Origin of the sequence: Pseudomonas sp. NFX1 (assembly GCF_051123555.1) — a bacterium.
GTDB lineage: Bacteria > Pseudomonadota > Gammaproteobacteria > Pseudomonadales > Pseudomonadaceae > Aquipseudomonas > Aquipseudomonas capeferrum.
In genome coordinates this window covers 749,677-771,542 of record NZ_CP169366.1, presented here as the reverse complement: position 1 = coordinate 771,542, position 21,866 = coordinate 749,677, and the positions used below count along the sequence as shown (strand labels likewise).

The window sequence follows — 21,866 nt, the reverse complement described above, 5'->3', positions numbered from 1 at the left end:
CCGAAACCCAGGAGCCACCATGGACGACTCAAGCCAAGGCAAGCCCCCCTCCTTCTGGCAAATGCTGCACAGCATCCTCGCCGCCGCCTTCGGCGTGCAAAGCGGCAAAAACCGCGCGCGCGACTTCACCCACGGCAAGGCCAGCCACTTCATTGCCATGGGCACGGTGTTCACCCTGCTGTTCATTCTGCTGCTGATCGGGCTGGTGCAACTGGCCATGCACCTGACGGCACGCTGAGGTTCAGCCTGAATGAAAACGCCTGCGGGCATCCACCCCGCAGGCGCTCAGGCTGCATCACGGTCTGAAGGGAAGTCTACTGGTGGCTGACCCAATACACGGCGGTAACGACCACCAGCACGATCAAACACAGAATCGCCCAGGCATCGACACTGCTGTCAGCTTTGCGGACCTTGGTTGAGTTTCCCATTGCATTGCCTCTTGTAGTGGTTATGGGAATGCACTTCACCCACAGCAGTAAAGACGAGCAATGCCCTTCTCTCAAGCAGGGTTTTTTGCCAGCCGCGGCCAGGCAGATCAGTACTCCACAGGGGATGTGAGGAAAGGGTACTGAAAATCGGATGGACGGCCTTCAGCGCTGTAGTGGCGAAAGTCGATGCCGTAGTCGTCACGTTCGAGCAATTTGAGCCAGCGTCGGGCCTTGTTCGGGTCAATCGACTGCAGCACCGGCACACTGTGCTCACGGCGCCCGCCCCGATTGATCGGCAGCCCCTGCGCATCGTCATTGAGCATGACCATGGCCCAACCACCCAAGGTGAAATGCCCGCCCATGAGCACGCCCAGACGCCCGTCGATGCGCGCACGCAGCGCTTGCGGCGAGCTGTTGACGGCGCTGAACACCGCATCCCGCCCCGGCATTCGCCCGGCAGCCTCGAACGCCTGCATGGCACCGAAGGCCATCTCGTCGTTGGCCGACCACACCAGGCGTGTGTCCGGGTAGCGCTGCAACAGCAGTTGCGCCTGCTCGAATGCACGCTGCCGGTTCCATCCGCCATACACCACCTGGCGCAAGCGCACCTGGGGGAAGTCAGCCAAGGCGCGGCGCATGCCCGCTTCGCGCAACTGCGAGGCGGGGGTGGTCTTGACCCCGGCAAACGCCACGAGGTCCACCGGCTCGTTGCTCGGCGGCAGCAGGGCGACCATCTCGTGCAGCATCTGGTAACCGGCTTGCTCGTCGTTGGTGATCAGCGTGCCCAGTACCTGGGCATACTTCTCGGGCTGGGCCTCGATGCTCTGCGCCTGGCTGGCGGTCAGGCCGTTATTGACCAGAAACAGCTTGACCCCGGTGCCCTGGGACAGGCGGATGATTTCTGGCGCCACGTACTGCTCGTTGACCAGCACCAGATAGTCCGGGCGCTGCGGGCCTTTGAGAAGCGCCCGTGCCTGGTTCAGCGCACGTTCGGCGCTGCGCTCGCTGTATTCCACCCGCAGCGTCAGGCCCAGGTCGTCGGCCGCCGCCTGCATGAAGCGCGAATACCCAACCCAGAATGTCTCGCTCGAAAGGCCCGGGTTAAGGAACACGACTGAAGCAGCCTGCGCATTGGCTGCCAACGGCAGGCTCAGGCACAAGCTTTGGCACAGCGCCTTGAGCATGCGGTTACACCCCTTGCAACAAACCCGCGAGTATAAACCTGCGACCCGCGTTGACGAACAAATGCCAGTCAGTCTCACTTAGTTCGTTTGGTTCTTTTCATATGCAAAAACATCACTTTAGCGCATAAACACACTCTGATATCGTTCCCCAGCTCCGAACCGGAGTGCGCGGCCGTGCGCGCGAATAGCTGCATGCAGCCTGAGACAGGACTTTTATGTACGTATACGACGAGTACGATCAGCGGATCATCGAGGACCGCGTCAAGCAGTTCCGTGATCAGACCCGCCGCTACCTGGCCGGTGAGCTGAGCGAAGAAGAATTCCGCCCTCTGCGCCTGCAGAACGGCCTGTATATCCAACGTTTCGCGCCGATGCTGCGCGTCGCCGTGCCTTATGGCCAGCTGAACGCCCGCCAGGTCCGCACACTGGCCAAGATCGCTCGCGACTACGACAAGGGCTACGCCCACATCTCCACCCGCCAGAACGTGCAGTACAACTGGCCGGCGCTGGAAGACATCCCGGACATCCTTGCCGAGCTGGCCACCGTGCAGATGCACGCGATCCAGACCAGCGGCAACTGCCTGCGCAACACCACCACCGACCAGTTCGCCGGTGTCGCCGCAGATGAGCTGATCGACCCGCGCCCGTGGTGCGAGATCGTCCGTCAGTGGACCACCTTCCACCCGGAATTCGCCTACCTGCCGCGCAAGTTCAAGATTGCCATCAACGGCTCGAAGGAAGACCGCGCCGCCATCGAAGTACACGATATCGGCCTGGAGCCGGTGCGCAACGAAGCCGGCGAGCTTGGCTTCCGCGTACTGGTGGGCGGCGGCCTGGGCCGTACCCCGGTGGTCGGCTCGTTCATCAACGAGTTCCTGCCCTGGCAAGACCTGATCAGCTACCTGGACGCCATCCTGCGCGTGTACAACCGTTACGGTCGCCGTGACAACAAGTACAAGGCGCGGATCAAGATCCTGGTCAAGGCGCTGACGCCCGAAGTGTTCGCCGAGAAGGTCGAGGCCGAAATGGTCCACCTGCGTGGCGGCAGCAGCACCCTGACCGAAGATGAAGTCCAGCGCGTGTCGCGCCACTTCGTCGACCCTGACTACCTGGCACTCGACAACGTCGATTACAGTGCCCAGGATGCCGAATACCCAGGTTTCGCTCGCTGGCGCTCGCGCAACACCCGCGCCCACAAGCGCCCCGGCTATGTGGCCGTGACCTTGTCGCTGAAACCCACCGGCGTTGCCCCTGGCGACCTGACCGACAAGCAGCTGGACGCCGTGGCGGACCTCGCCGAGCGCTACAGCTTTGGCTTCCTGCGCACCTCGCACGAGCAGAACATCATCCTCGCCGATGTCGAGCAGCGCCAGCTGCACGCCCTGTGGCAAGAACTGCGTGAAGGTGGCTTCGCCACGCCGAACATCGGCCTGTTGACCGACATCATCTGCTGCCCGGGTGGCGACTACTGCTCGCTGGCCAACGCCAAGTCGATCCCGATCGCCGAATCCATCCAGCGCCGCTTCGACGACCTGGACTACCTGTTCGACATCGGCGAAATCGACCTCAACATCTCTGGCTGCATGAACGCCTGCGGCCACCACCACGTGGGCCACATCGGCATCCTCGGCGTGGACAAGAAAGGCGAGGAGTTCTACCAGGTGTCCCTGGGCGGCAACGCTGCGCGTGACGCGAGCTTGGGCAAGATCCTCGGCCCATCCTTCGCCCAGGACGCCATGGCCGACGTGATTGAAAAGCTGATCGCCGTGTACGTCGAACAACGTACCGAGGAAGAGCGCTTCATCGACACCTACCAGCGTATCGGCATCGACCCCTTCAAGGAACGCGTCTATGCAGCGAATCATTAAGAACAACCAGATCGTCGACGAAACCTGGCACCTGCTGCCCAAGGAAACTACCCTCGACGAGCTGAGCAACTGCGACGATTACATCGTCCCGCTGCAACTGTGGCGTGACCATGCCCACGTGCTCAAGGCCCGCGACGGCGGCCTGGGTGTGTGGCTGGACAGCGACGAGGAAGCGGAAGAGATCGGCGAGGACGTGCAGCACTTCCAGGTCATCGCCCTGAACTTCCCGGCCTTCACCGACGGGCGCAACTACTCCAACGCGCGCCTGCTGCGGGACCGCTACCAGTTCAAAGGCGAGCTGCGCGCCATCGGCGACGTTCTGCGCGACCAGCTGTTCTTCATGGCCCGCTGCGGTTTCGACGCGTTTGCCATCCGTGCTGACAAGGACCCGGAAGACGCACTGGAAGGTCTGAAAGACTTCTCGGTGACCTATCAGGGCGCCACCGATCAGCCGCTGCCGCTGTTCCGCCGCCGCTGACCGCGGCAAGTACGGCCCACTACCCGGTGGGCCGTGCCCCTTCTTCTACCGCAACCCACGCAAAACCGCTTTTCAGCCTCTGCGGCCCCGCGGTTTCCTGCTCGCAGTGGCTTGCTGCTGCTCTATCGCCCTCACCCATTCGGCCTGCACCCGTGCCAGCGCCTCGCGTATTCGCTCCATGACCTCTTCGTTCAGCTGATTCTGTTCGAGATTGATCGTTTCCGGGTGGGCTTCGATCCAGTTCAACGCGTCCTCGCCAAGCGTCGCAATGCGGTTACCACGCAGGTCCACGACCAGGTCAGGGTAGCGCTGCATCAACGCCAGCGGAACACTGCGCAAGCCCGTTGCACGCAACGACACGTACTGCAGGTGAACGTTGTAGCGCAACTGAGGGGCCACACCCAACGGGTTTCCATCAAAGTCCAGGACTTCCAACCGGGAGAACCACTCCAGGCGCAACTGGCTTTCTGCATCGAGGGTTATCACGTTGTCGTGCAGGTACAGCTGGGTCAGCCTGCCCAGATGATTCAAACGCTCCGGGACAGTGGCAAAGCGGTTCGCGCCAAGGTTGAGAATATTCAGTTGGGCAAGGTTGCCAAGGCTGCTGGGCACACTGCTCAGCAGGTTACCGCTCAACTGCAGGTTCTCAAGGTTTGCCAACTGCCCGATGCGCTCATCGAGTACGTTGAGCCGATTGAACGAAAGGTCCAGGCTGGCCAGTTGGGCCAACTGCTCGACGCCGGCCGGCAGTTGCTCCAGGTGGTTGCCACTGAGGTCCAGGTCAGTCAGTTGCCGCAAGTGCTGCAACCCAGCCACCGTCTCGAGCTGGTTACCACCAAGGTCCAGGATGCGCAGTTGCGGCAGATGTTCCAGCCCGCAAAGCTCGGTCAGTCGGTTACCGGACAGCTGCACGACCTCCAGGTTGGGAAAATGGCGCAGGAAGTCAGCCCGGATGTTCGAAAGCTGCTGATTACGCAAGGACAAGGCTCTTAGCCGGTCGAACATGATACCGGCGGGCAACACAGGCAACGTACTGATAGTCAAACCTGTACTGGTAGAGCCCAAGGACGGCCCTTCTTCGCGATAATTCGACTGCCAGAACGCGCGCAGTACATCCGCGACATGTGACCGCGCGGCGTACTCGGGCTCACCTGGCAGCCCGCGCCATAGCTCCAGGCTTGTTTCAAGCCGCCTCGACAGGTGCGCAAACGCCCGGGTGCCAGGACCGTGGGGAGGCTCCAGCCGATACCATGTCCAGTAACTGCCGCGGGCCAGTGTCAGCGTCAGTGCCTGCTCCTCCTCCCGGCGCTGTTCGGTGATGCGCGCCAACGCATCTGGCGACACCTGCTCGTGGGCCTGGTCTGCGGCGAGTACAGCTTGTCGTTCAACGTAGGCTTGACGGATGACGGCAAACTGATCGTCGTAAGCAACCCGAACGTGATCTTCCCAGAACGCCTGCTGCGCCAGGAACTGGCTGAGCGCCTCGGCCGTCTCGGCCTCGTACACAGCTGCTTCGGCCCCGACAAGATCATCTGGCGTCACATGCTCGATGTGCCTGAAACTCAAGTACGTCGGCTGGCCATAAATGCCCAACTGCTCTGCGAGCTGTGCCCGAAATGCCAGGTAGATCTCGCTCGGGTTGAATGACACGGCGCGCAGACGCAGGCCGTCCATATGACGTGCAGCAAAGCGGTTCACCTGATCGAGCCTGAACAGTTCACGCCCAAGGCTGCGCAACTCACGCTCGATACGCCGACCGTGCACGCCATCGGTACGCAATGCAACCTGCAACCTGATGATGAGGGTATCAAGGTCGACGCTGCTGCGAGGCACAGCCGCTTGCAGGAAAAGTGCCTGTCGAATGTGAGCATGGTGGTACATGGCGTTTATCAACTCGCCTACCCGACGCCGCATCTCTGCGGGTTCAAGCGCAAACTTCTCGCTAGCCCGCAACGCATCGAGAAATGCGAAGAACCCGCCGCTGCCAGCCTCATGCTCTAGCGCCCGCCACTGGCTGCGATGCCGCGCCGCCTCGTGCTCACTCTCCCCTTCGAACCACCGCTCCCTGCTTCCTGCGCCCTGCTCGGGTGGCACTGCAGACGCCCCCATCGCCAGCCGCTCGCGCGCCATTGCTGAAAGCGGATTGCCCTGCAAATGCACCCTTTCGGGGTTGGCACGCAGCGCGCTCGCCTGCGCTTCGCTGATGTCAACGATAAGATTGTCCCGTAGATCTATCTGCCGAAGCTGCGTCAATGCTGCGGTTTCGGGTATCGATGCCAGCCTGTTGAACGACAAATCCAGACGATGCACATTGGGAAAACGGGCAAGAAAGCCCTGCTCGATAGCTGTCAGCTCGAGGCTGCGCAGGGTGAGCGCGGTCACATGATCAAAGCGCACCGATTCTGGGAGCGCTGGCAGCGTGCCCAGGCGTGAGCCTTCCAGGATCAGGGCTGGATGACCGTCAACATCGCGAATGCGCCGTTGCCAGGCATGACGAATCCGCCGTGCCATGCGCGCCCGTCTGAGCAACTGGATCGGCCCGGACGATTGTCGCCGCCACAGGCCCAATGCCTGATCCAGGGCACGCAGCTCTTCACACAGGCGCAGGTAGTAGTTCCAAGGGGTCAGCCCAAGCTCGCGGGCGTCTTGCGCGAAGCGTGCCATCGTACTTGGGTCAATGTCGGGGAACAGCCGTTGGATACCGCGTCGCAGCGCACGATCGCTGCTCTCGCCACGCCCGCTCAGCGGGTAGCCCAGGCGACCATCGCCGAGCCGTACCGGTGGCCTGAAACCAAGTCCGATCGGCGCCATGCCCAACAGCGTTGCGGCATGATCGCGCTGCTCACCGGCCCACAGCGACAGCGCCTCAGCCAGCGCCTCAGGTGAGTCCCCAGCGTTACCCAAAGCCCGCTTCTGCCAAGGGTCAAGTTGCAGCAACAGGGCCTGGAACAAAGAGTCTTCGGCCGTTGCCGATGGCAGCGGGACACCGTGCGCATCCAACGCCTGATAGCCATGGGCAGTTCTGACTACGCTACGGACTTCACTGGCCTCTTGCGCACCGGCCCAGGCAGACCGTGCGCCCAAGTGCGTATCGCCGCGCACCTCGATGCGCACGCCGCGCCAAGGAGCACGGTCAGCGATCAGGCCCAGCGCCAGTTGCTCGGTATCACGATTGATCGCTGCGGCTTGCAGCAGCCCCGCGCAAGCGCGGTCCAGGCGCGTATCGCGCAAGTACCAGCGCGCGTGCTCGGCCAAGGCCAGCGGTACACGCTGGTGCGCCTGCAACTGCTCGACCAGGTCTTCACCAGCGTGTGCGATGATCTCCCGCGCGCCCAGCACCGACAACCCGGGGAAATCCCGACGCAGCAGGGTTTCGGCCTCGGACGGCCAGGGCTGCTGCGCCTGCAACTGCAGCTCGAAGCCCTCGCCTTGCAGCCCTGGCAACTGCGTGTGCAACTGGTGCCGCTGCAGCGCATCCAACACGCGGGCCGGGGGCGAGGCGTGTTCCACATGCAATCGGCGCAACAGGTCTTCATTGAGCCCTGTGGCCCGCATCACGTTATGTATGGCCTGCTCGTCGAGGTTCGCCCAATCCGTAGCGAGGTCCTTGAACAGCTGAACACTGCCGTGCCATTCATGTGGGGTCTCAAGTTCATGCTGCCAGCCACCGGCATCGTTGCCTTCAAGCAACGGTGCGTAGGCATTGCTGCGCGTGGGGTGGCGGATACGGCGCTGCTGGGTTTCACCGTTTGCTGAGGTCACATGGCTGGCCAGGGGGGTACGCACCACTTCTGCGCCTTGCACCGTGACCACCGTGCCGACGGTGCCTTGGTGTTGAACGGCATAACCTGGCAAGTCGAGGTCGCACAACTTCACCGTGCCATCAACCGCATGCACCGGCACCAACGTTTCGACCCGTACGTTACGCGCCAGCCGGTGCGACGCTGCGCCTGCACCAGCGTTCACAGCGGTCATGGCCACGGTTTCTGCAACCGCATACACGTGTTCCAGTGCGCCCTGGCGGTCCCCCAGTTGCCAATCGGCATAACCCTCGTAGACCTCATCCGCCACCTGCAGCGCAGTGATGCCCAGCAGCGGCAAAGCCAGCACGGGCAGCGCGAAACTTGCCAGGCCCAACGCATCAAGGGCAAAACTCAGGTAGAAATGCAGGCGCCTGTCGCGTACCTGCGCATCCACTTCTGCAGTGGGCACGCCGTGCACCTTGGCGTTGTCCAGCAGGGTGTCGATCTGCTGCGTGCGCAAATACTCGAACAGCGGTAGCTCGATTGCTTCATGACGCCCGTCAAGCTCGACCGGCACATCCCGGTCGGTGGCTTTCAGCGCGTTATCCAGGGCGCGCACGTAGGCTTGCAGGTCACGTGCACCGATGAACCGCTGAAAGAACTCGACGTACCCAGGCAAGCGAAACTGCTTGCCCAGGGTCAAGTACAAGACATCCCAGGACGTGTACCAGGTCAAGGGGCCTTGAGGGTCATCGGGGATCCAGCACAATATCCCCTCGAATACCTCATCAGTGGCCTCCTGATGAGTGATTTCAAACGCCACCGCACCGCGTACCCGCTGACCGAATACCCGCAGTTGCATGGGCCGCAGCCCTGAAGCCGAAAACGCCTCGGATGAAAACAGCGCAACCAGCGCAGCACAATGTTCATAAGCGTGCTGCGCAATTTCCCCGTTGACCAGCGATAACCGTAACGCCGCCTCCAGGTTTGCACGCAAGCCCTCCTCGATCAGTACTTCGAGTTGCCGACCGGCCTCTCCTGCCGGTGTCAGGTGCGCCTGGAGGTACGACTGGTACTGGCCACCGAGGTCGAGCGAGCGGCACAGCGTGAAGAATGCCTTGGGAGCAAGCGAACAAGGCTGCCCGGTTGCATCCAGCACCGCGGTCCCCTGCATGATTGCGCTGGCGAATGTTTCGCCTTCGGTGAAGTTATGCAAGGCCGATTGCAGCAAGCTGTGTTCATAGACCTGTTCTTTGACCCCATCTGGCACGTGCGCAATGTGCGAGGGGAAGCGCTGCAAGGTTCTGCGTCGCAATCTGGCCTGACGCACATCGAGCGTCAGCTGATGCTGCGCTTGCAGTGCGTGTTGCAGCAATGGGGCGGCGAAGACGTCCAGCGGTGCGATCTGCGCCAGCAGGTCGTGCAGTAGCTGCTGTACCTGCTGTTGACGGCGTTGACTTTCGTGTAACGCGTAAAAGGTATCGAGCGGGGCCTCGGTCAGCCAGGCAGGCAAGCGACTGGCAATCAAGGCATCCGTGGACGCTTCGGGAAATGGCGGGGTCTGCATCACAGGCTCCTCATGGCAAGAGCTGCGATTGCACCACTGCCAAGCGGGGGGCTGGCGGTAACTATTGCAAACCGCCCCACTGGCAGCGGCAGCCCTTGAATCAACCGCGCTGGCTTAGCGTGTCGAACTGCACCCGCGCAGCACGCCAACGTGCCAGCACCTGCTCATCTAGGGGATTGTTGTTGATGTTGAGCCGGTTCGGGTGCTGCCGAATCCAGATCAAGGCCCGCTCGCTCAATTCGACGATCAGATTATCGGCAAGGTCCACATACAGCTGCGCATGGTGCTCCAGAAAAGCCAATGGAAATTCCCTCAGGCCTGTCGAGCGCAGCGACAGATGGGCCAGGTGGTCGAGGTTACGCAGTGGCGGGATCATGCCGATCGGGTTGCCATTCAAGCTGAAGGTTCGCAGCGCGCTGAACGCTTCCAGGCGTTGGCCGCCTGAGACATCGATGACGATCTGGTTATCGCCCAGGTACAGTTCGGTCAGTTGTCGCAGCCGTTCCAGGCCCTCGGGTATCGCGGTGAGCTGGTTGCCGCGCAAGTTGAGGATTTTAAGGCTGGTCAGGTTGCCGATGGCCGCCGGGACATTCACTAGCCTGTTCTCGGCCACGTGCAGCTGCAACAACCGGCTCAGCCCGCCTAACGCCTCCGGCAGTTCGTCAAGGCGATTGCCGGCAAGGTTCAACTGGGTCAACCCCACCATCCGCTCGACACCCGCTGGCAACGACGTGAACTGGTTATTGCTCAGGTTCAGATACTGTAGCCGGATCAACCTGTGAATCTGATCGGGAAGGCCAGACAACAGGTTGTCACTCAGGTCCAGCTGGGTCAGCAGCGTCAGCCCCTGCACACCGTCAAGCGCAGTCAGCCGGTTGCGCCGCAGGTCCAGGCGGGTGAGTCTGGTTAGCGTTGCCAACCCAGGCACCTCACTGACCTCGTTGTCATTCAAGATCAGTTGCGTCAGCGACGACATATGCTGAACCCCATCGACGGTGGTCAAGCGGTTGTGCTGCAGGTCCAGGCTGATCAAACGGCGTAGGTTGCCCAAGCCAGGTACCACGGTCAGTTTGTTGCCACTCAATTGCAGGCTGCGCAATTGGGTGAAGCGGCCAAGGAAATCGCCTTCCAGCGAGGTCAAGCCAAGATTGCTCAAGCACAGCCGGTGCAGGTTCCCAAACTGGATATCCGCTGGCAGCAGGGGCAGGCCACCAACTGGCTCACTGCGTACTACCAACTCCTCTACACCGCCGGGTCCATAGAAATCAGGCTCCCATGCCTCCCGAATCAGTTGCCCGACGCGCTGGCGGCGATGGTAATTTTCCGGCGTGGCTTGCCCCCGCCAACCACGCAGGCTGAGGTCTAGCCGCTCGACCTGCCTTGCCAGGTCACTGAACGCTGTCCAGACCGTGCGGCCCGGCCTCTGCTCCAGTTGCATCGCCAACCACATCACATCCCTAACCGAGCGGTGCGTGAACAACTGGTGCAGCCCGGTGCGAATGGACTGGCGGGCATGCAGGTCTGCCGTGGTGAATACCCGGCCGCGCAGTGGTCGCGAGGCATCGCCACCACTCAGCGGGTAGCCCAGCCGACCATCGCCAAGGCGCACTGGCGGGCGCACAGCCCCCTTTGGCGGCGCCATGCCAAGCAGCGTTGCCGCGCGCTCCCGTGGTTCGCCAGCGCGAATGGCCAGGGTATGGCCAAGCTGCTCAGCCGTACCCACACCCTCGCCCAGCACCTGCTTCTGCGCCTCATCGAGGTGCCACCATAGCGCCTGGCACACGCTGTCATTTTCGCTCGCCGACGGCAGTGGCACCCCCGAATCCTGCAGAGCCTGGTAACCCTGGCCACGCCTGACGATGTACCTCACTTGGCTGGCATCCTGTGCACCTGACTGGGCGAGCAGATCGCCGCCCAGGCGCTCGCTGCGCAGCTCGACCCGCACGGTTTGCGGCCACGGTGCCGCCTCTGCGATCAGGCCCAGAGCCAACCGCTCGGTGTCAGCATTCACCGCTGCCGCCTGATAGAACCCTGCGCAGGCACGATCCAAGCGGCAGTCACGCAACAGCCAGCGTGCTTCGGTGGCCAAGGCAAGCGGCACACGTTGGCTGCTGTTCATGGCTTCGATCACTTCGGGCCCCGCACGCTGGGTGATCTCCCGCGCGCCACGCGGCGTTAGGCCGGGGAAGTCGCGCCTCAACACCCGCTCGGCGGGTTCTGCAGGGGCCTGCAGCCCACTCAGGTGCAGCTCGAAAGCGTCACCGTGCAACGCTGGATGCTGTGCATGCAACTGGTAGCGCTGCACAGCATCCTGCAACCGTGCAGGCGCTGGCGCATGCTCAAGGTGCAAGCGGCGCAGACGCGCTTCATCGAAGCCTGTGATGCGCATGACATGCTCGGCAGTCAGTGGCTCGAGCGCCGCCCAGGCGCTGTTCAAGCGTTGCATCAGTTGCGTAGAACCCTGCCAATGCTGTGGGGTTTCCAACTGATGGCGCCAACCGCCCTCGCCATTGCTGTCGAGCAACGGCGAGTAGGCCTGCGCCCTGCTGGGGTGGCGGATGCGCAAGCCCGCCCCTTGAGCATCCTCGACCACCTGGTAGGTCGCCAGGTGGGTACGCAAGCGCATCTGTCCCACCACCTCGGCCCGCTCGCCAACGGCCAGCCCTCCATCTGGCAACGCGTAGCCTGGCAGAGCTGCATCGATCAGGCGCAACCCATGGTTTTCGGTCAACACCGGCATCAATGCGTCCACGTAGGCAGACCGTTCGATCAGGCGCCCTGCTACCAAACCGATCGACGCCAATGCCACCCCTGCGGCCAGGTTTTCAGCAACGCCCCACAGGTGATTCAGCGCGCCTTCCCGGTCCCCTAGCTGCCAGTCGGCATACCCTTCATAAACCTCATGGCTGGCCTGCAACGCAGCGATACCCAACAACGGCAGGCCAAGCACGGGGACGAACAGGCTGGCCAGCCCCAACAGGTCAAGACCTGCACTGGCATAGTCGCCCATGCGCCGCTCGCGCTCTGCCTGGTTGGCCTTGGCAGTGGGTGTGGCCAACACGCACGCATCGTCAAGCAGCGTATTGATACGCACCTGGCGTACGTGCTGAAACAGCTGCCCTTCGATCGCTTGACTGCGGCCATCGAGCTGGACTGGCTGGCTGTTGGTATGGGTCTGCAACAAACGTTGCAGGGTCTGGCTGAAGGCGCACCGGTCGCGCTCGCTGACGAAGCGCTGAATGAAGGCAGGATAGCCGTCCTGCCGGCACCTTTGGCCCAGGGCCTGCCACAGCTCATCCCAGGAATCATAACGTTGCAACGCACCATGAACATCATCCGGCACCCACAGCACCACCCCCTCGAGCGGTGCGCTCGGCAGCCCCTCCTGGCGCGCTTCGAACGCCACCACCCCTCGCATCAACTTGCCCAGCAGGCGAATTTCGAAGGGCAGCAATCGGGTTGGGTCGGACGCCACCACGGCAACTTCCGCGATGACCGGCAGGCATTGCAAGTACGTGCGCTCATCGATCTCACCTTTGGCTGCCGCCAGGCGCACGTCGGCCTCCAGGTTGGCGCGTGCGCTTTCTTCGAGCAATGCGGCTACCTGCGTACCCGGCACGCCCGGCGCCAGCAGTATGGATTCAAGATGCCCCTGGTACTGCCCCCCGACATCCACGCTTCGGCATAGCGCAACGTAGGTTTGTGGGTCAAGCGCCTGCACCGTGCCTTCAGCATCAACGATCACCTCGGTCTGCAGCGAGCCTGCCGGCGCGGCTTCCTGTTCGGCGAAGTTGTGCAGCGCAGCAACCAGCAACGTCACCTCGCTGACCTCGGTCTGCGACTGGCCCAACCCGCCAGGTACCGTAGACGAACCAGGAAGGATGGTGGTGCGCCGCAACTTCACCTGCCGCACATCAAGCCCAGGCAACAGTTGCTCGCTCAATACCTGGTCAAGCAACGCCTCGGCGAAGGCATCCAATGGGGTTACACGGGAAAACAACGTCGCCAGCCTGTGCTGGGTGCGCTGCTGATGCTGCAGGCTTGTCCGCAACTTGCCCAGCTGATCGAGTGAGGCCGTGCTGAGCCAGGTGGGTAACAGGCTGGCGATCAGGGTGTCGGTGACATTGGGTTGCTGCGATGGCGAGGTCATGGGCGGCATTTTCCGATTGTAGGTTCAGCCCGCAGCTAAACAGCGTTGCGCCGGGCAGCCGCACTACTTAAGTCAACCAGGGCGGCAATCGATGGATTGCCCGCGACTTGATCACGGTCACCCCCGCCATTCGTGACTACAAGTCAAATGACCTTCGCCCAGACCCGCCTTAATCATTTCACCTGAACCCCGCACACTGCTGCCCACTCGAACAGTCTCACTCAACAGGAGCACCTCCATGAGCATTCCCTCTTTCGGCCTAGGCACCTTCCGCCTTACCGGCCAAGCCGTCATCGACTCGGTCAGCTCGGCACTGCAACTGGGCTACCGCGCCATCGACACCGCACAGATCTACAAGAACGAAGCCGACGTGGGCCAGGCCATTGCCGAAAGCGGCGTGGCGCGCAGCGAGCTGTTCATCACCACCAAGATCTGGGTCGACAACTATGCAGCCGACAAACTGATCCCCAGCCTGCGCGAAAGCCTCGCCAAACTGCGCACCGACTACGTCGACCTGTTGCTGATCCACTGGCCCGCACCGGGCAATGGCATCGAGCTGCCCGAATACATGACTGCACTGGCTGAGGCCAAGGCGCTGGGCCTGACCCGCCAGATCGGTGTGTCCAACTTCAACATCGACCTGACCCGCCAGGCCATCGAAGTGGTGGGCAAGGGCGAAATCGCCACCAACCAGATCGAGCTCAGCCCCTATCTGCAAAACAGCGCGCTGAGCGCTTTCCTCAAGGAACAGGGCATCACCGTCACCTCCTACATGACCCTGGCCTATGGCAAGGTCCTGAAGGACCGGCTGCTGGCCGAAATCGCCGCCAAGCACAAAGCCACCGTCGCGCAGGTCGCACTGGCCTGGGCCCTGCAACTGGGTTATGCGGTAATCCCGTCCTCTACCAAGCGCGAAAACCTGGCCAGCAACCGGCTCGCCCGTGACCTGCACCTGGATACCGACGACATGGCGCGCATTGCCACCCTCGAGCGCAATGGCCGCGAAGTCAGCCCCGACGGCCTGGCGCCGCACTGGGACTGAGCCGGCTGAGACCTGGGTTGCGCTACGGTGCCAGAACTCGATACTACGCCGTACAGCGCATTGTTCCGCAGCCCGCAACTATGAAGTGTCAAACGCACCCATTCTCCTCACCAGACTCGGTGACTACTCTGAATAGGTGCAAATCACCTCAGGAGTGCCTACGATGCCCCGCCCACCGCTGCCCCCCTTCAACCGCGAAACCGCCATCGAAAAAGTCCGCCTCGCCGAAGACGGCTGGAACAGCCGCGACGCCGCCAAGGTGGCGCTTGCCTACACGCCCGATACGGTGTGGCGTAACCGCGTCGAGTTCCCCCGTGGCCGGGCCGAGGTGCAGGCCTTTCTGACACGCAAGTGGAACCATGAGCTGGAGTATCGCCTGATCAAGGAGCTGTGGGCCTTTACCGGCAACCGCATTGCCGTGCGTTACGCCTACGAGTACCACGATGACAGCGGCCAATGGTTCCGCGCGTATGGTAACGAGAACTGGGAATTCGCCGACGATGGCCTGATGCACAACCGCCATTCGAGTATCAATGAGCAACCCATAGCCGAAGCGGATCGCAAGTTCCACTGGCCCCTCGGCCGGCGCCCGGACGATCACCCCGGCCTCAGTGACCTGGAGCTCTGAGCACAGCGACCCGGTCAACCGACAGGCAGCGTGACCCTGACCTCGAGCCCGCCGCCCTGGCGGTTGCTCAGGGTCACGCTGCCGCCCTGTTCCAGCACGATGGCGCGCGCCGCCGGCAAGCCAAGGCCCACCCCGCCGGTATCCTTGTTGCGCGAGCCTTCGATGCGGTAGAACGGCTCGAAAACACGCGCCTGCAGTGGCTGCGCAATGCCCGGCCCACGGTCAAGCACTGCAATGACGAGGTGCTCGTCAGCAACGTGCAACTGCACGGTCGGCTCACAGCCGTACTTCACTGCGTTGTCGATCAGGTTCACCACCACCCGTTTGATGCCGATGGGCCGGCCCACATAGACGCAGCGGCGCGGGCCGCTGAGGCGGATGTCGATGCCTGCATCCTTGAAGTCATCCACCACCGTCAACAGCAGTTCACCCAGGTCGAACGCCGTGCTCGGCTCCAGCCGCGCATCGTCACGGAAGAACTGCAATGCGGCGTCGACCATCGCCTGCATCTCGTCCACGTCCTTGAACAACTTGGCCTGCAGTTCACTGTCCTCGATGAACTCGGCGCGCAGGCGCATGCGGGTCAGCGGGGCGCGCAGGTCATGGGAGATGGCGGCGAGCATTTGCGTGCGGTCGTCGAGAAAGTGCTTGAGCTGGGCCTGCGTGGCGTTGAACGCAAGGATAGCCTGGCGCAAGTCGTAAGGGCCGACCACCGGTATCGGTGGCGCGTTGAAGTCCTTGCCAAAGCGCCGCGCCCCTTCGGCGAAACGCTCCAGAGGCTGGGCGAGGTAACGCGTGGCGAGCAGCGCCAAGGCCAGGCTGGAGGCAATCATCAACGCCAGAATGATCAGGTTGCGCGGCAGTTCATCCAGCCCCCAGCTGCGGTCACTGGCGCGATACAGCAGCCACGACTTGTCCGACAGTTCGATCAGCAGGGCATACCCACGCTGCTGCGCCTGCGCGGGCAGATCCTGCGGTCCGAAGACCTCGATCTGCGCGTCCGGGCGCTTCAACAGCGCACGCAAGGTCGGCGCGCCTTCGCGAAACTCGCTATCGGCCAGGGTCGGCAACCCAGCGTCGGCATGCCGGCGCAGCCATTGCACGCTGTAGGCCGCATCACCCGCTGCGCTGGCCAGGGCCGGCCGCTGTGCCGCAGGCGCGGCGTCGATCATGCGGGCGACCGAGGCAACCTTGTCGATCAGGCCGCTTTCCAGCAACGGCGGTTGCGCCCACACACTGAGCAGCACACTGAACAGCCACTTGAGCAGCAGCAGGCCAAGCATGGCAGCCAGGGTCGTGAGCGCAATCCAGCGGGCGATGGTGACCCGCGGCCGTGGCAGCGCCTTGCGCACCCAGGCAAGCGGGCTCATCGTTTGTTCACGCTGGCGCTGAACAGGTAGCCGACGTTGCGCAAGGTGCGGATCAGCGGCTCGCAGTCGTCATCGCGCTCAAGCTTGCGCCGCAGCCGGCTCACCTGCACATCGATGCTTCGATCATAGGCTTCGTGCGCTTCACCCCGCGCCAGGTCCAGCAATTGCTGGCGGCTGAGCACGCGCCTGGGGTGCTCGGCAAACACCAGCAGCAGTTCGAATTCGCCCGTGGACAAGGGGATCAGCACGCCCTCTGGCGAGCGCAACTCACGGCGCAGCACCTCCAGTTGCCAGCCCGAGAACTCAAGTACCGTACGCACGTCAGCGGGTGGGCTGCTCGCACTTTCGCCTGCGCGGCGCAGCACCGCCCGCACCCTGGCCAACAGCTCACGGGCAGCGAACGGCTTGGTCAGGTAGTCGTCTGCGCCCAGCTCCAGCCCCACCACACGGTCGCTCAGCTCGCCCATGGCGGTGAGCATGATCACCGCCATCTTGTATTCGGCACGCAAGCGCTGGCACAGCACCAGGCCGCTGTCGCCCGGAAGCATCACATCAAGAATGACCAGGTCTGGCACCCGCCGTTCGAGCGCCTGCCAAAGGCCTTTGCCATCACTGGCCACATCGACTTCGTAACCATGCTGACGGAGAAACTTCTGCAGCAGGTCGAGTACTTCGACATCATCGTCGACAATCAGCAAATGGCTCACACCAGGGCACCGCGAACAGGGACAGTAAACGCTTACTGTACGGCCATCGCGCAGCTGCCGTCATATATTTCAACCCGGAAACAAAGTGACAACCGCGAAGCAATCTGGACATTCCCTGGCAATCAACCGGCCACACCATCGGCGCCAGTTCTTGTCAGGAATGCGCCCATGCCCACCCTCCCCCATGCCTGGTCCTCAGCCCGCAATGCCCTACTCGCCCTGTCACTGCTCGCCGCCGCAGGCTGCAGTCAGCGGCCGCCTGCCAGTGCCTGCGGGCCTGTGGCCTATCAACTCAGCGACCCCGCCGAACCCGCCAACCGCGCCGTGTTCGCCTTCAACCGAAGTGTCGATGACTACCTGCTGGCACCCATCGCCCGTGGCTACAGCGCATTGCCTGATTTCACCCAGCAGGGCGTGCACAACTTCGTCGCCAACTTCGGCGAGCCCAAGGTATTTCTCAACGACCTGCTGCAAGGCAATGGCGAGCGGGCAATGACCAGCCTTGCACGCTTCACCTTCAACACGACCCTGGGCGTGGCAGGCCTGGTCGATGTGTCCGGGAAGATGGGGCTGGCCCGACACACCTCGGACTTTGGCCAGACCTTCGGTGTGTGGAACATTGCCGATGGCCCGATCGTCGAACTGCCGTTGCTCGGCACGCACAACCTGCGCGATGCAACCGGCAGGGTGCTGGGCATCGCAGTCGCACCGTTTGGCGACAACAGCGACACGGTCGACACCTTGGGCAACGCGGCAACGGCAGGTGGCGTGGTGGATGGCCGCGCCGACGTGCTGCCGCTGACCGACAGGCTGCGCACTCAGCCAGACTATTATCAGGCCGTGCGCGACTACACCGCCCAGCAGCGTGCCGAACGGGTAGCCGAGGGCAAAGCTGGCCACCCAGCACGCTGCCAGGGGGTGCCAACCGATGCGTGATGCACAACCAACCGTGGTGCTGTTCAGGCGCCTGGAGAGCAACGCCCGGCAACAGTTGCTGCACGAGCTCGAGGCCCGAGTCTCCGAGGATGGCCGGGACCTGATCATCAGCCGCTATCGCGAACGCTCTGGCGAGGCAGCTGCGCAGCAGCGGCACGAAGTGCACCGCCGCGTGCCCATCGCAACGCTGTTGAAGTGGATGGCCAGGGAAGGCGCAGAAGGCGAGCCATGCTGATGGCGTTTTTCAGCGCGCCATGCGCTGACGCCGGCAACAGAATCAGGCAATCCGTCGGCTGAATCGAGTTACCCCTGCCCGGTGAGGGTCGGACATGCTGCTTGTTCCGACTCTTCACCCGAGGATCTCCCCATGCACGTCATCGCCTATGGCGCCCACGCCAGCGACCAGCCCCTCGAACCGATCCGCATCACCCGTCGCGCGCCAGGCGCCGACGATGTGCAGATCGCCATCGACTATTGCGGCATCTGTCACTCCGACCTGCACCAGGTGCGCTCCGAATGGGAGGGCACCCGCTTCCCCTGTGTACCGGGCCACGAAATCGTCGGCCGGGTGACTGCCGTGGGTGAGCATGTCAAAGGCTTCAAGGCCGGCGATCTGGTCGGTGTCGGCTGCATCGTCGACAGTTGCAAACACTGCGCCGACTGTGACGCGGGGCTGGAAAACTACTGCAACGGCATGATCGGTACCTACAACTTCCCAACGCCCGACGAACCCGGCTGGACCCTGGGCGGCTACTCGCAACAGATCGTCGTGCATGCGCGCTATGTGCTGCGCGTACGCCATCCGCAAGCGCAACTGGCGGCCGTGGCGCCACTGCTGTGCGCCGGTATCACCACGTATTCCCCGCTGCGCCACTGGGGCGCTGGGCCGGGCAAGAAGGTCGGCGTGGTCGGCATCGGTGGCTTGGGGCACATGGGCATCAAGCTGGCCCATGCCATGGGCGCGCATGTGGTGGCCTTCACCACGTCCGAGTCCAAACGTGAAGCGGCGCTGGCGTTGGGCGCCGATGAAGTGGTGGTGTCGCGCGACGCCGACGCAATGGCAGCGCACCGCCTGTCATTCGACTTCATCCTCAACACTGTCGCGGCGCCGCATGAGTTGGATGCATTCCTGATGCTGCTCAAGCGCGATGGCACGCTGGGCCTGGTGGGGGCACCTGCCACGGCGCATCCATCGCCGAACGTATTCAACCTGATCATGAAGCGCCGAGCGATTGCCGGGTCGATGATCGGCGGCATTGCCGAAACCCAGGAGATGCTCGACTTCTGCGCCGAGCATGGGATCGTTGCCGACATCGAGCTGATCCGGGCCGATCAGATCAATGAGAGTTATGAGCGGATGCTCAAAGGCGACGTGAAGTATCGCTTCGTGATCGACAACGCCACCTTGGCGGATTGATCGGCGGCCGCTGCCAGCGGCTCAGCGTTGGGCCGCCAGTGAATCGGCAGCGGGCACGCTGAAGCCGCTGGCGAAGGTCGGCGCAACGTCCAGCCGCCGGCTCATCAGGCCATGGGCCTGGTAGAAGTCGGCGGTTTCCTGTTGCTCGGCGATGGTCTTGGCATCGATCGCCTGCCAGCGCAGTTGGCGGCGTTCAAACTGCAGGCGTGCAGCGTCTTCAGGGAAGCCGATGATGGCCGCAAGGGTTTTCGAGTAGCTGTCCAGGTGCTGGTTGGCCCAGACCTGGGCACCGGCCAGGCGCGCAAGGTAGTCCTGCAACGCCGCGCGACGTGGCGCGTCCTCCAGCGCCTTGTCGGTGGCCGCAAGGAAGCTGTTGCCGCTGGAAAGGCCGCGCCCATTGACCAGCACCCGGCCCTGCCCGCTCAATTCCGACAGTGCGGTGTAGGGCTCCCAGGTCGACCAGGCGTCTATCGCGCCATTGGCCAAGGCGATCTTGGCGTCGACCGGGCCGAGGAAGCGGAACTCGACGTCCTTTTCCGACAGGCCAACCTGGTCCAGCGCCTTGAGGGCCAGGTGATGGCCAATCGAGCCTCGGCCAGTCGCGATGCGCTTGCCCTTGAGGTCGGCGGCACTGTGCAACGGCGCCTCTGGGCTGACCAGCAGCGCGGTGCCGTACGGGTCGGACTTGTCAACGGCAACCGCCTTGACCGGCGCCCCCGAGGCCAGCACGAACAGCAATGGCGCATCGCCGATGATGCCTGCGTCGATTGCCCCGGCATTGAGCGCCTCGGCCAATGGCGCGGCTGCGGGGAACTCGGCCCACTGAATGTCGTATGGCAGGTCGCGCAGGGCGTCCGCGGCCTCCAGTTGGGCGCGCATGTTGCCTTTCTGGTCACCGATGCGCAGCGTCAGGCGCTCGGCAGCCAATGCCTGGGTGGCCAGCAACGTGCTGGCGGCGATGATCAAGAGTCGGGTTCGAAGGGACATCCGCTGCTCCTTGCAGGGCCTGGAAAACCACGACTGTAGCGGGCGACAGCTAATAAATGAAATTGATTTTAGAACCAACCTAATATGCAAAATACACAGCTATTAACCTATTGCCGAGCACATGAAACCCGCAGCAACAGGCCACCTGCATCACTCCGGCACGCAACCGGTGTACAGTAACCCCACAACAAAGCCCGTCAAGGAGCCCGGCGATGACCGTGACGCTGTCCCCCCTGCAGATCGACTGCGATTTCGATTCCGGCAACATCCAGGTACTGGATGCCAGCAACCCAGCCCAGGTGCACCTGGCCATCCGCCCGGACACCCACAGCGGCCACTTCCAGTGGTTTCACTTCAAGGTCAGCGGGCTGACACCGGGGCAGGCCCATCGCTTCAGCCTGGATAACGCCTACGAATCTTCATACAAGCAGGCCTGGGCCGGCTACAACGCGGTGGCCTCCTACGATCAGCAGGTGTGGTTCCGCGTACCCAGCCAGTTCGATGGCAAGGCCTTGTCGTTCGAGCTGAACGCTGAGCACGAACAGGTCTGGTTCGCCTACTTCCAACCCTACCCTCGCGCCCGCCACAACCAACTGATCGAACGCGCACAGCAGATTCCGGGGGTCGAACTGCTGGCCAGCGGCCGTAGCGTGCAGGGCCGTGACATCCCTTTGCTACGTGCCGGCAACGGCGCACCCGGCAAACGCAAGCTGTGGCTGATCGCCCAGCAGCACCCGGGCGAACACATGGCCGAGTGGTTCATGGAGGGCGTGATCGACCGCCTGCAAGCCAACGATGACAAGGTGCGGCAACTGCTGGAAAAAGCCGACCTGTACCTGATCCCCAACATGAACCCGGACGGTGCCTTCCTCGGGCATCTGCGCACCAACTTCAAAGGCAAGGACCTCAACCGCGCCTGGCAGGACGCCAGCGTCGAACTCAGCCCCGAGGTGTTCTTTGCCCAGGCGCAGATGAAGCAGTACGGGGTGGATGCATTCATCGATGTGCATGGGGACGAAGAAATCCCGCATGTGTTCACCGCTGCGTGTGAAGGCAACCCAGGCTACACGCCACGCCTGGCGAAGCTGGAGGAACAGTTCCGTAGCACGCTGTGCAGCGTGACGCCGGACTTCCAGACCGTGCATGGCTACACGCGCGATGAGCCTGGGCAGGCCAATACCACGCTGGCGTGCAATGCCGTGGGGATGGCCCATGACTGCCTGTCACTGACGCTGGAGATGCCGTTCAAGGACCATGACGATGCGCCTGATCCGGTTGCCGGGTGGTCGGGGGCGCGGTCGAAGGCTTTGGCCGGGGCTGTGCTGGAGACGTTGCTGAAAATGGTTGACGACCTGCGTTGA

The 21,866-nt window shown here is 63.0% G+C and carries 15 protein-coding genes; 9 read left to right on the top strand and 6 right to left on the bottom strand.

All coding sequences use genetic code 11. The annotated features are described in order from the left end of the window. Positions 1–19 precede the first annotated feature (19 nt). Positions 20–238, top strand: a complete 219-nt coding sequence (locus tag DJ563_RS03405; protein WP_274097622.1) for a DUF2970 domain-containing protein — start codon at positions 20–22, stop codon at positions 236–238. Between the two features lie 297 nt (positions 239–535). Here the strand turns inward: DJ563_RS03405 and DJ563_RS03400 are convergent, their stop codons facing one another. After that, the gene (locus tag DJ563_RS03400; protein WP_434518814.1) at positions 536–1,612 is read right to left on the bottom strand and encodes an ABC transporter substrate-binding protein; all 1,077 of its coding nucleotides are present in this window, start codon (positions 1,610–1,612) and stop codon (positions 536–538) included. 215 nt (positions 1,613–1,827) lie between these two features. On the opposite strand from DJ563_RS03400, the gene DJ563_RS03395 reads away from it, so the two are divergent. Both DJ563_RS03395 and DJ563_RS03390 read left to right on the top strand, forming a co-directional pair. Next, positions 1,828–3,480 carry a nitrite/sulfite reductase gene (locus DJ563_RS03395; protein WP_033699019.1) on the top strand — a complete coding sequence of 551 codons (1,653 nt, stop codon included), beginning with the start codon at positions 1,828–1,830 and terminating at the stop codon, positions 3,478–3,480. After that, the gene (locus tag DJ563_RS03390) at positions 3,464–3,958 is read left to right on the top strand and encodes a DUF934 domain-containing protein (RefSeq protein ID WP_033699021.1); all 495 of its coding nucleotides are present in this window, start codon (positions 3,464–3,466) and stop codon (positions 3,956–3,958) included. The genes DJ563_RS03395 and DJ563_RS03390 overlap by 17 nt, the downstream gene beginning before the upstream one ends. A 72-nt stretch (positions 3,959–4,030) precedes the next feature. Here DJ563_RS03390 and DJ563_RS03385 read toward each other — a convergent pair whose 3' ends face one another. Together DJ563_RS03385 and DJ563_RS03380 are read right to left on the bottom strand one after the other, a co-directional pair. Further along, positions 4,031–9,268, bottom strand: coding sequence for an NEL-type E3 ubiquitin ligase domain-containing protein (locus DJ563_RS03385; RefSeq protein WP_434518813.1), 5,238 nt, complete (start codon positions 9,266–9,268; stop codon positions 4,031–4,033). 100 nt (positions 9,269–9,368) lie between these two features. Then, on the bottom strand, positions 9,369–13,418 hold the full coding sequence (locus DJ563_RS03380; protein ID WP_434518812.1) for a dermonecrotic toxin domain-containing protein: 4,050 nt from the start codon (positions 13,416–13,418) through the stop codon (positions 9,369–9,371). A 238-nt stretch (positions 13,419–13,656) separates the two neighbouring features. On the opposite strand from DJ563_RS03380, the gene dkgB reads away from it, so the two are divergent. Both dkgB and DJ563_RS03370 read left to right on the top strand, forming a co-directional pair. Next, entirely contained in the window at positions 13,657–14,460 is an 804-nt protein-coding gene (dkgB, locus tag DJ563_RS03375) for a 2,5-didehydrogluconate reductase DkgB (protein WP_434518811.1), read from the top strand. A gap of 163 nt (positions 14,461–14,623) precedes the next feature. Further along, a complete protein-coding gene (locus tag DJ563_RS03370) occupies positions 14,624–15,088 on the top strand; it encodes a nuclear transport factor 2 family protein (RefSeq protein WP_274097627.1) in 465 nt (154 codons plus the stop codon). Between the two features lie 14 nt (positions 15,089–15,102). Here the strand turns inward: DJ563_RS03370 and DJ563_RS03365 are convergent, their stop codons facing one another. After that, positions 15,103–16,458: a sensor histidine kinase gene (locus tag DJ563_RS03365; RefSeq protein WP_434518810.1), complete on the bottom strand. Its 1,356-nt coding sequence runs from the start codon at positions 16,456–16,458 to the stop codon at positions 15,103–15,105. Next, positions 16,455–17,165, bottom strand: coding sequence for a response regulator (locus tag DJ563_RS03360; RefSeq protein ID WP_095063633.1), 711 nt, complete (start codon positions 17,163–17,165; stop codon positions 16,455–16,457). Before DJ563_RS03360 ends, DJ563_RS03365 begins: the two co-directional genes overlap by 4 nt. Before the next feature lie 168 nt (positions 17,166–17,333). Here DJ563_RS03360 and DJ563_RS03355 point away from each other — a divergent pair, with 168 nt between their 5' ends. From DJ563_RS03355 to DJ563_RS03345, 3 genes are all read left to right on the top strand, one after another. Continuing rightward, positions 17,334–18,101 (top strand): MlaA family lipoprotein, encoded by a 768-nt coding sequence (locus tag DJ563_RS03355; protein WP_434518809.1) that lies wholly within the window; start codon positions 17,334–17,336, stop codon positions 18,099–18,101. Further along, positions 18,094–18,336, top strand: coding sequence for a hypothetical protein (locus DJ563_RS03350; protein WP_434518808.1), 243 nt, complete (start codon positions 18,094–18,096; stop codon positions 18,334–18,336). Before DJ563_RS03355 ends, DJ563_RS03350 begins: the two co-directional genes overlap by 8 nt. Before the next feature lie 132 nt (positions 18,337–18,468). Next, positions 18,469–19,518, top strand: a complete 1,050-nt coding sequence (locus tag DJ563_RS03345; protein ID WP_434518807.1) for an NAD(P)-dependent alcohol dehydrogenase — start codon at positions 18,469–18,471, stop codon at positions 19,516–19,518. Between the two features lie 21 nt (positions 19,519–19,539). Here DJ563_RS03345 and DJ563_RS03340 read toward each other — a convergent pair whose 3' ends face one another. Then, complete coding sequence (locus DJ563_RS03340) at positions 19,540–20,505, bottom strand: ABC transporter substrate-binding protein (RefSeq protein ID WP_434518806.1); 966 nt, start codon at positions 20,503–20,505, stop codon at positions 19,540–19,542. Positions 20,506–20,717: 212 nt separating this feature from the next. Between DJ563_RS03340 and DJ563_RS03335 the strand changes: the two genes are divergently transcribed. Then, a complete protein-coding gene (locus DJ563_RS03335) occupies positions 20,718–21,866 on the top strand; it encodes a M14 family metallopeptidase (RefSeq protein WP_274097633.1) in 1,149 nt (382 codons plus the stop codon).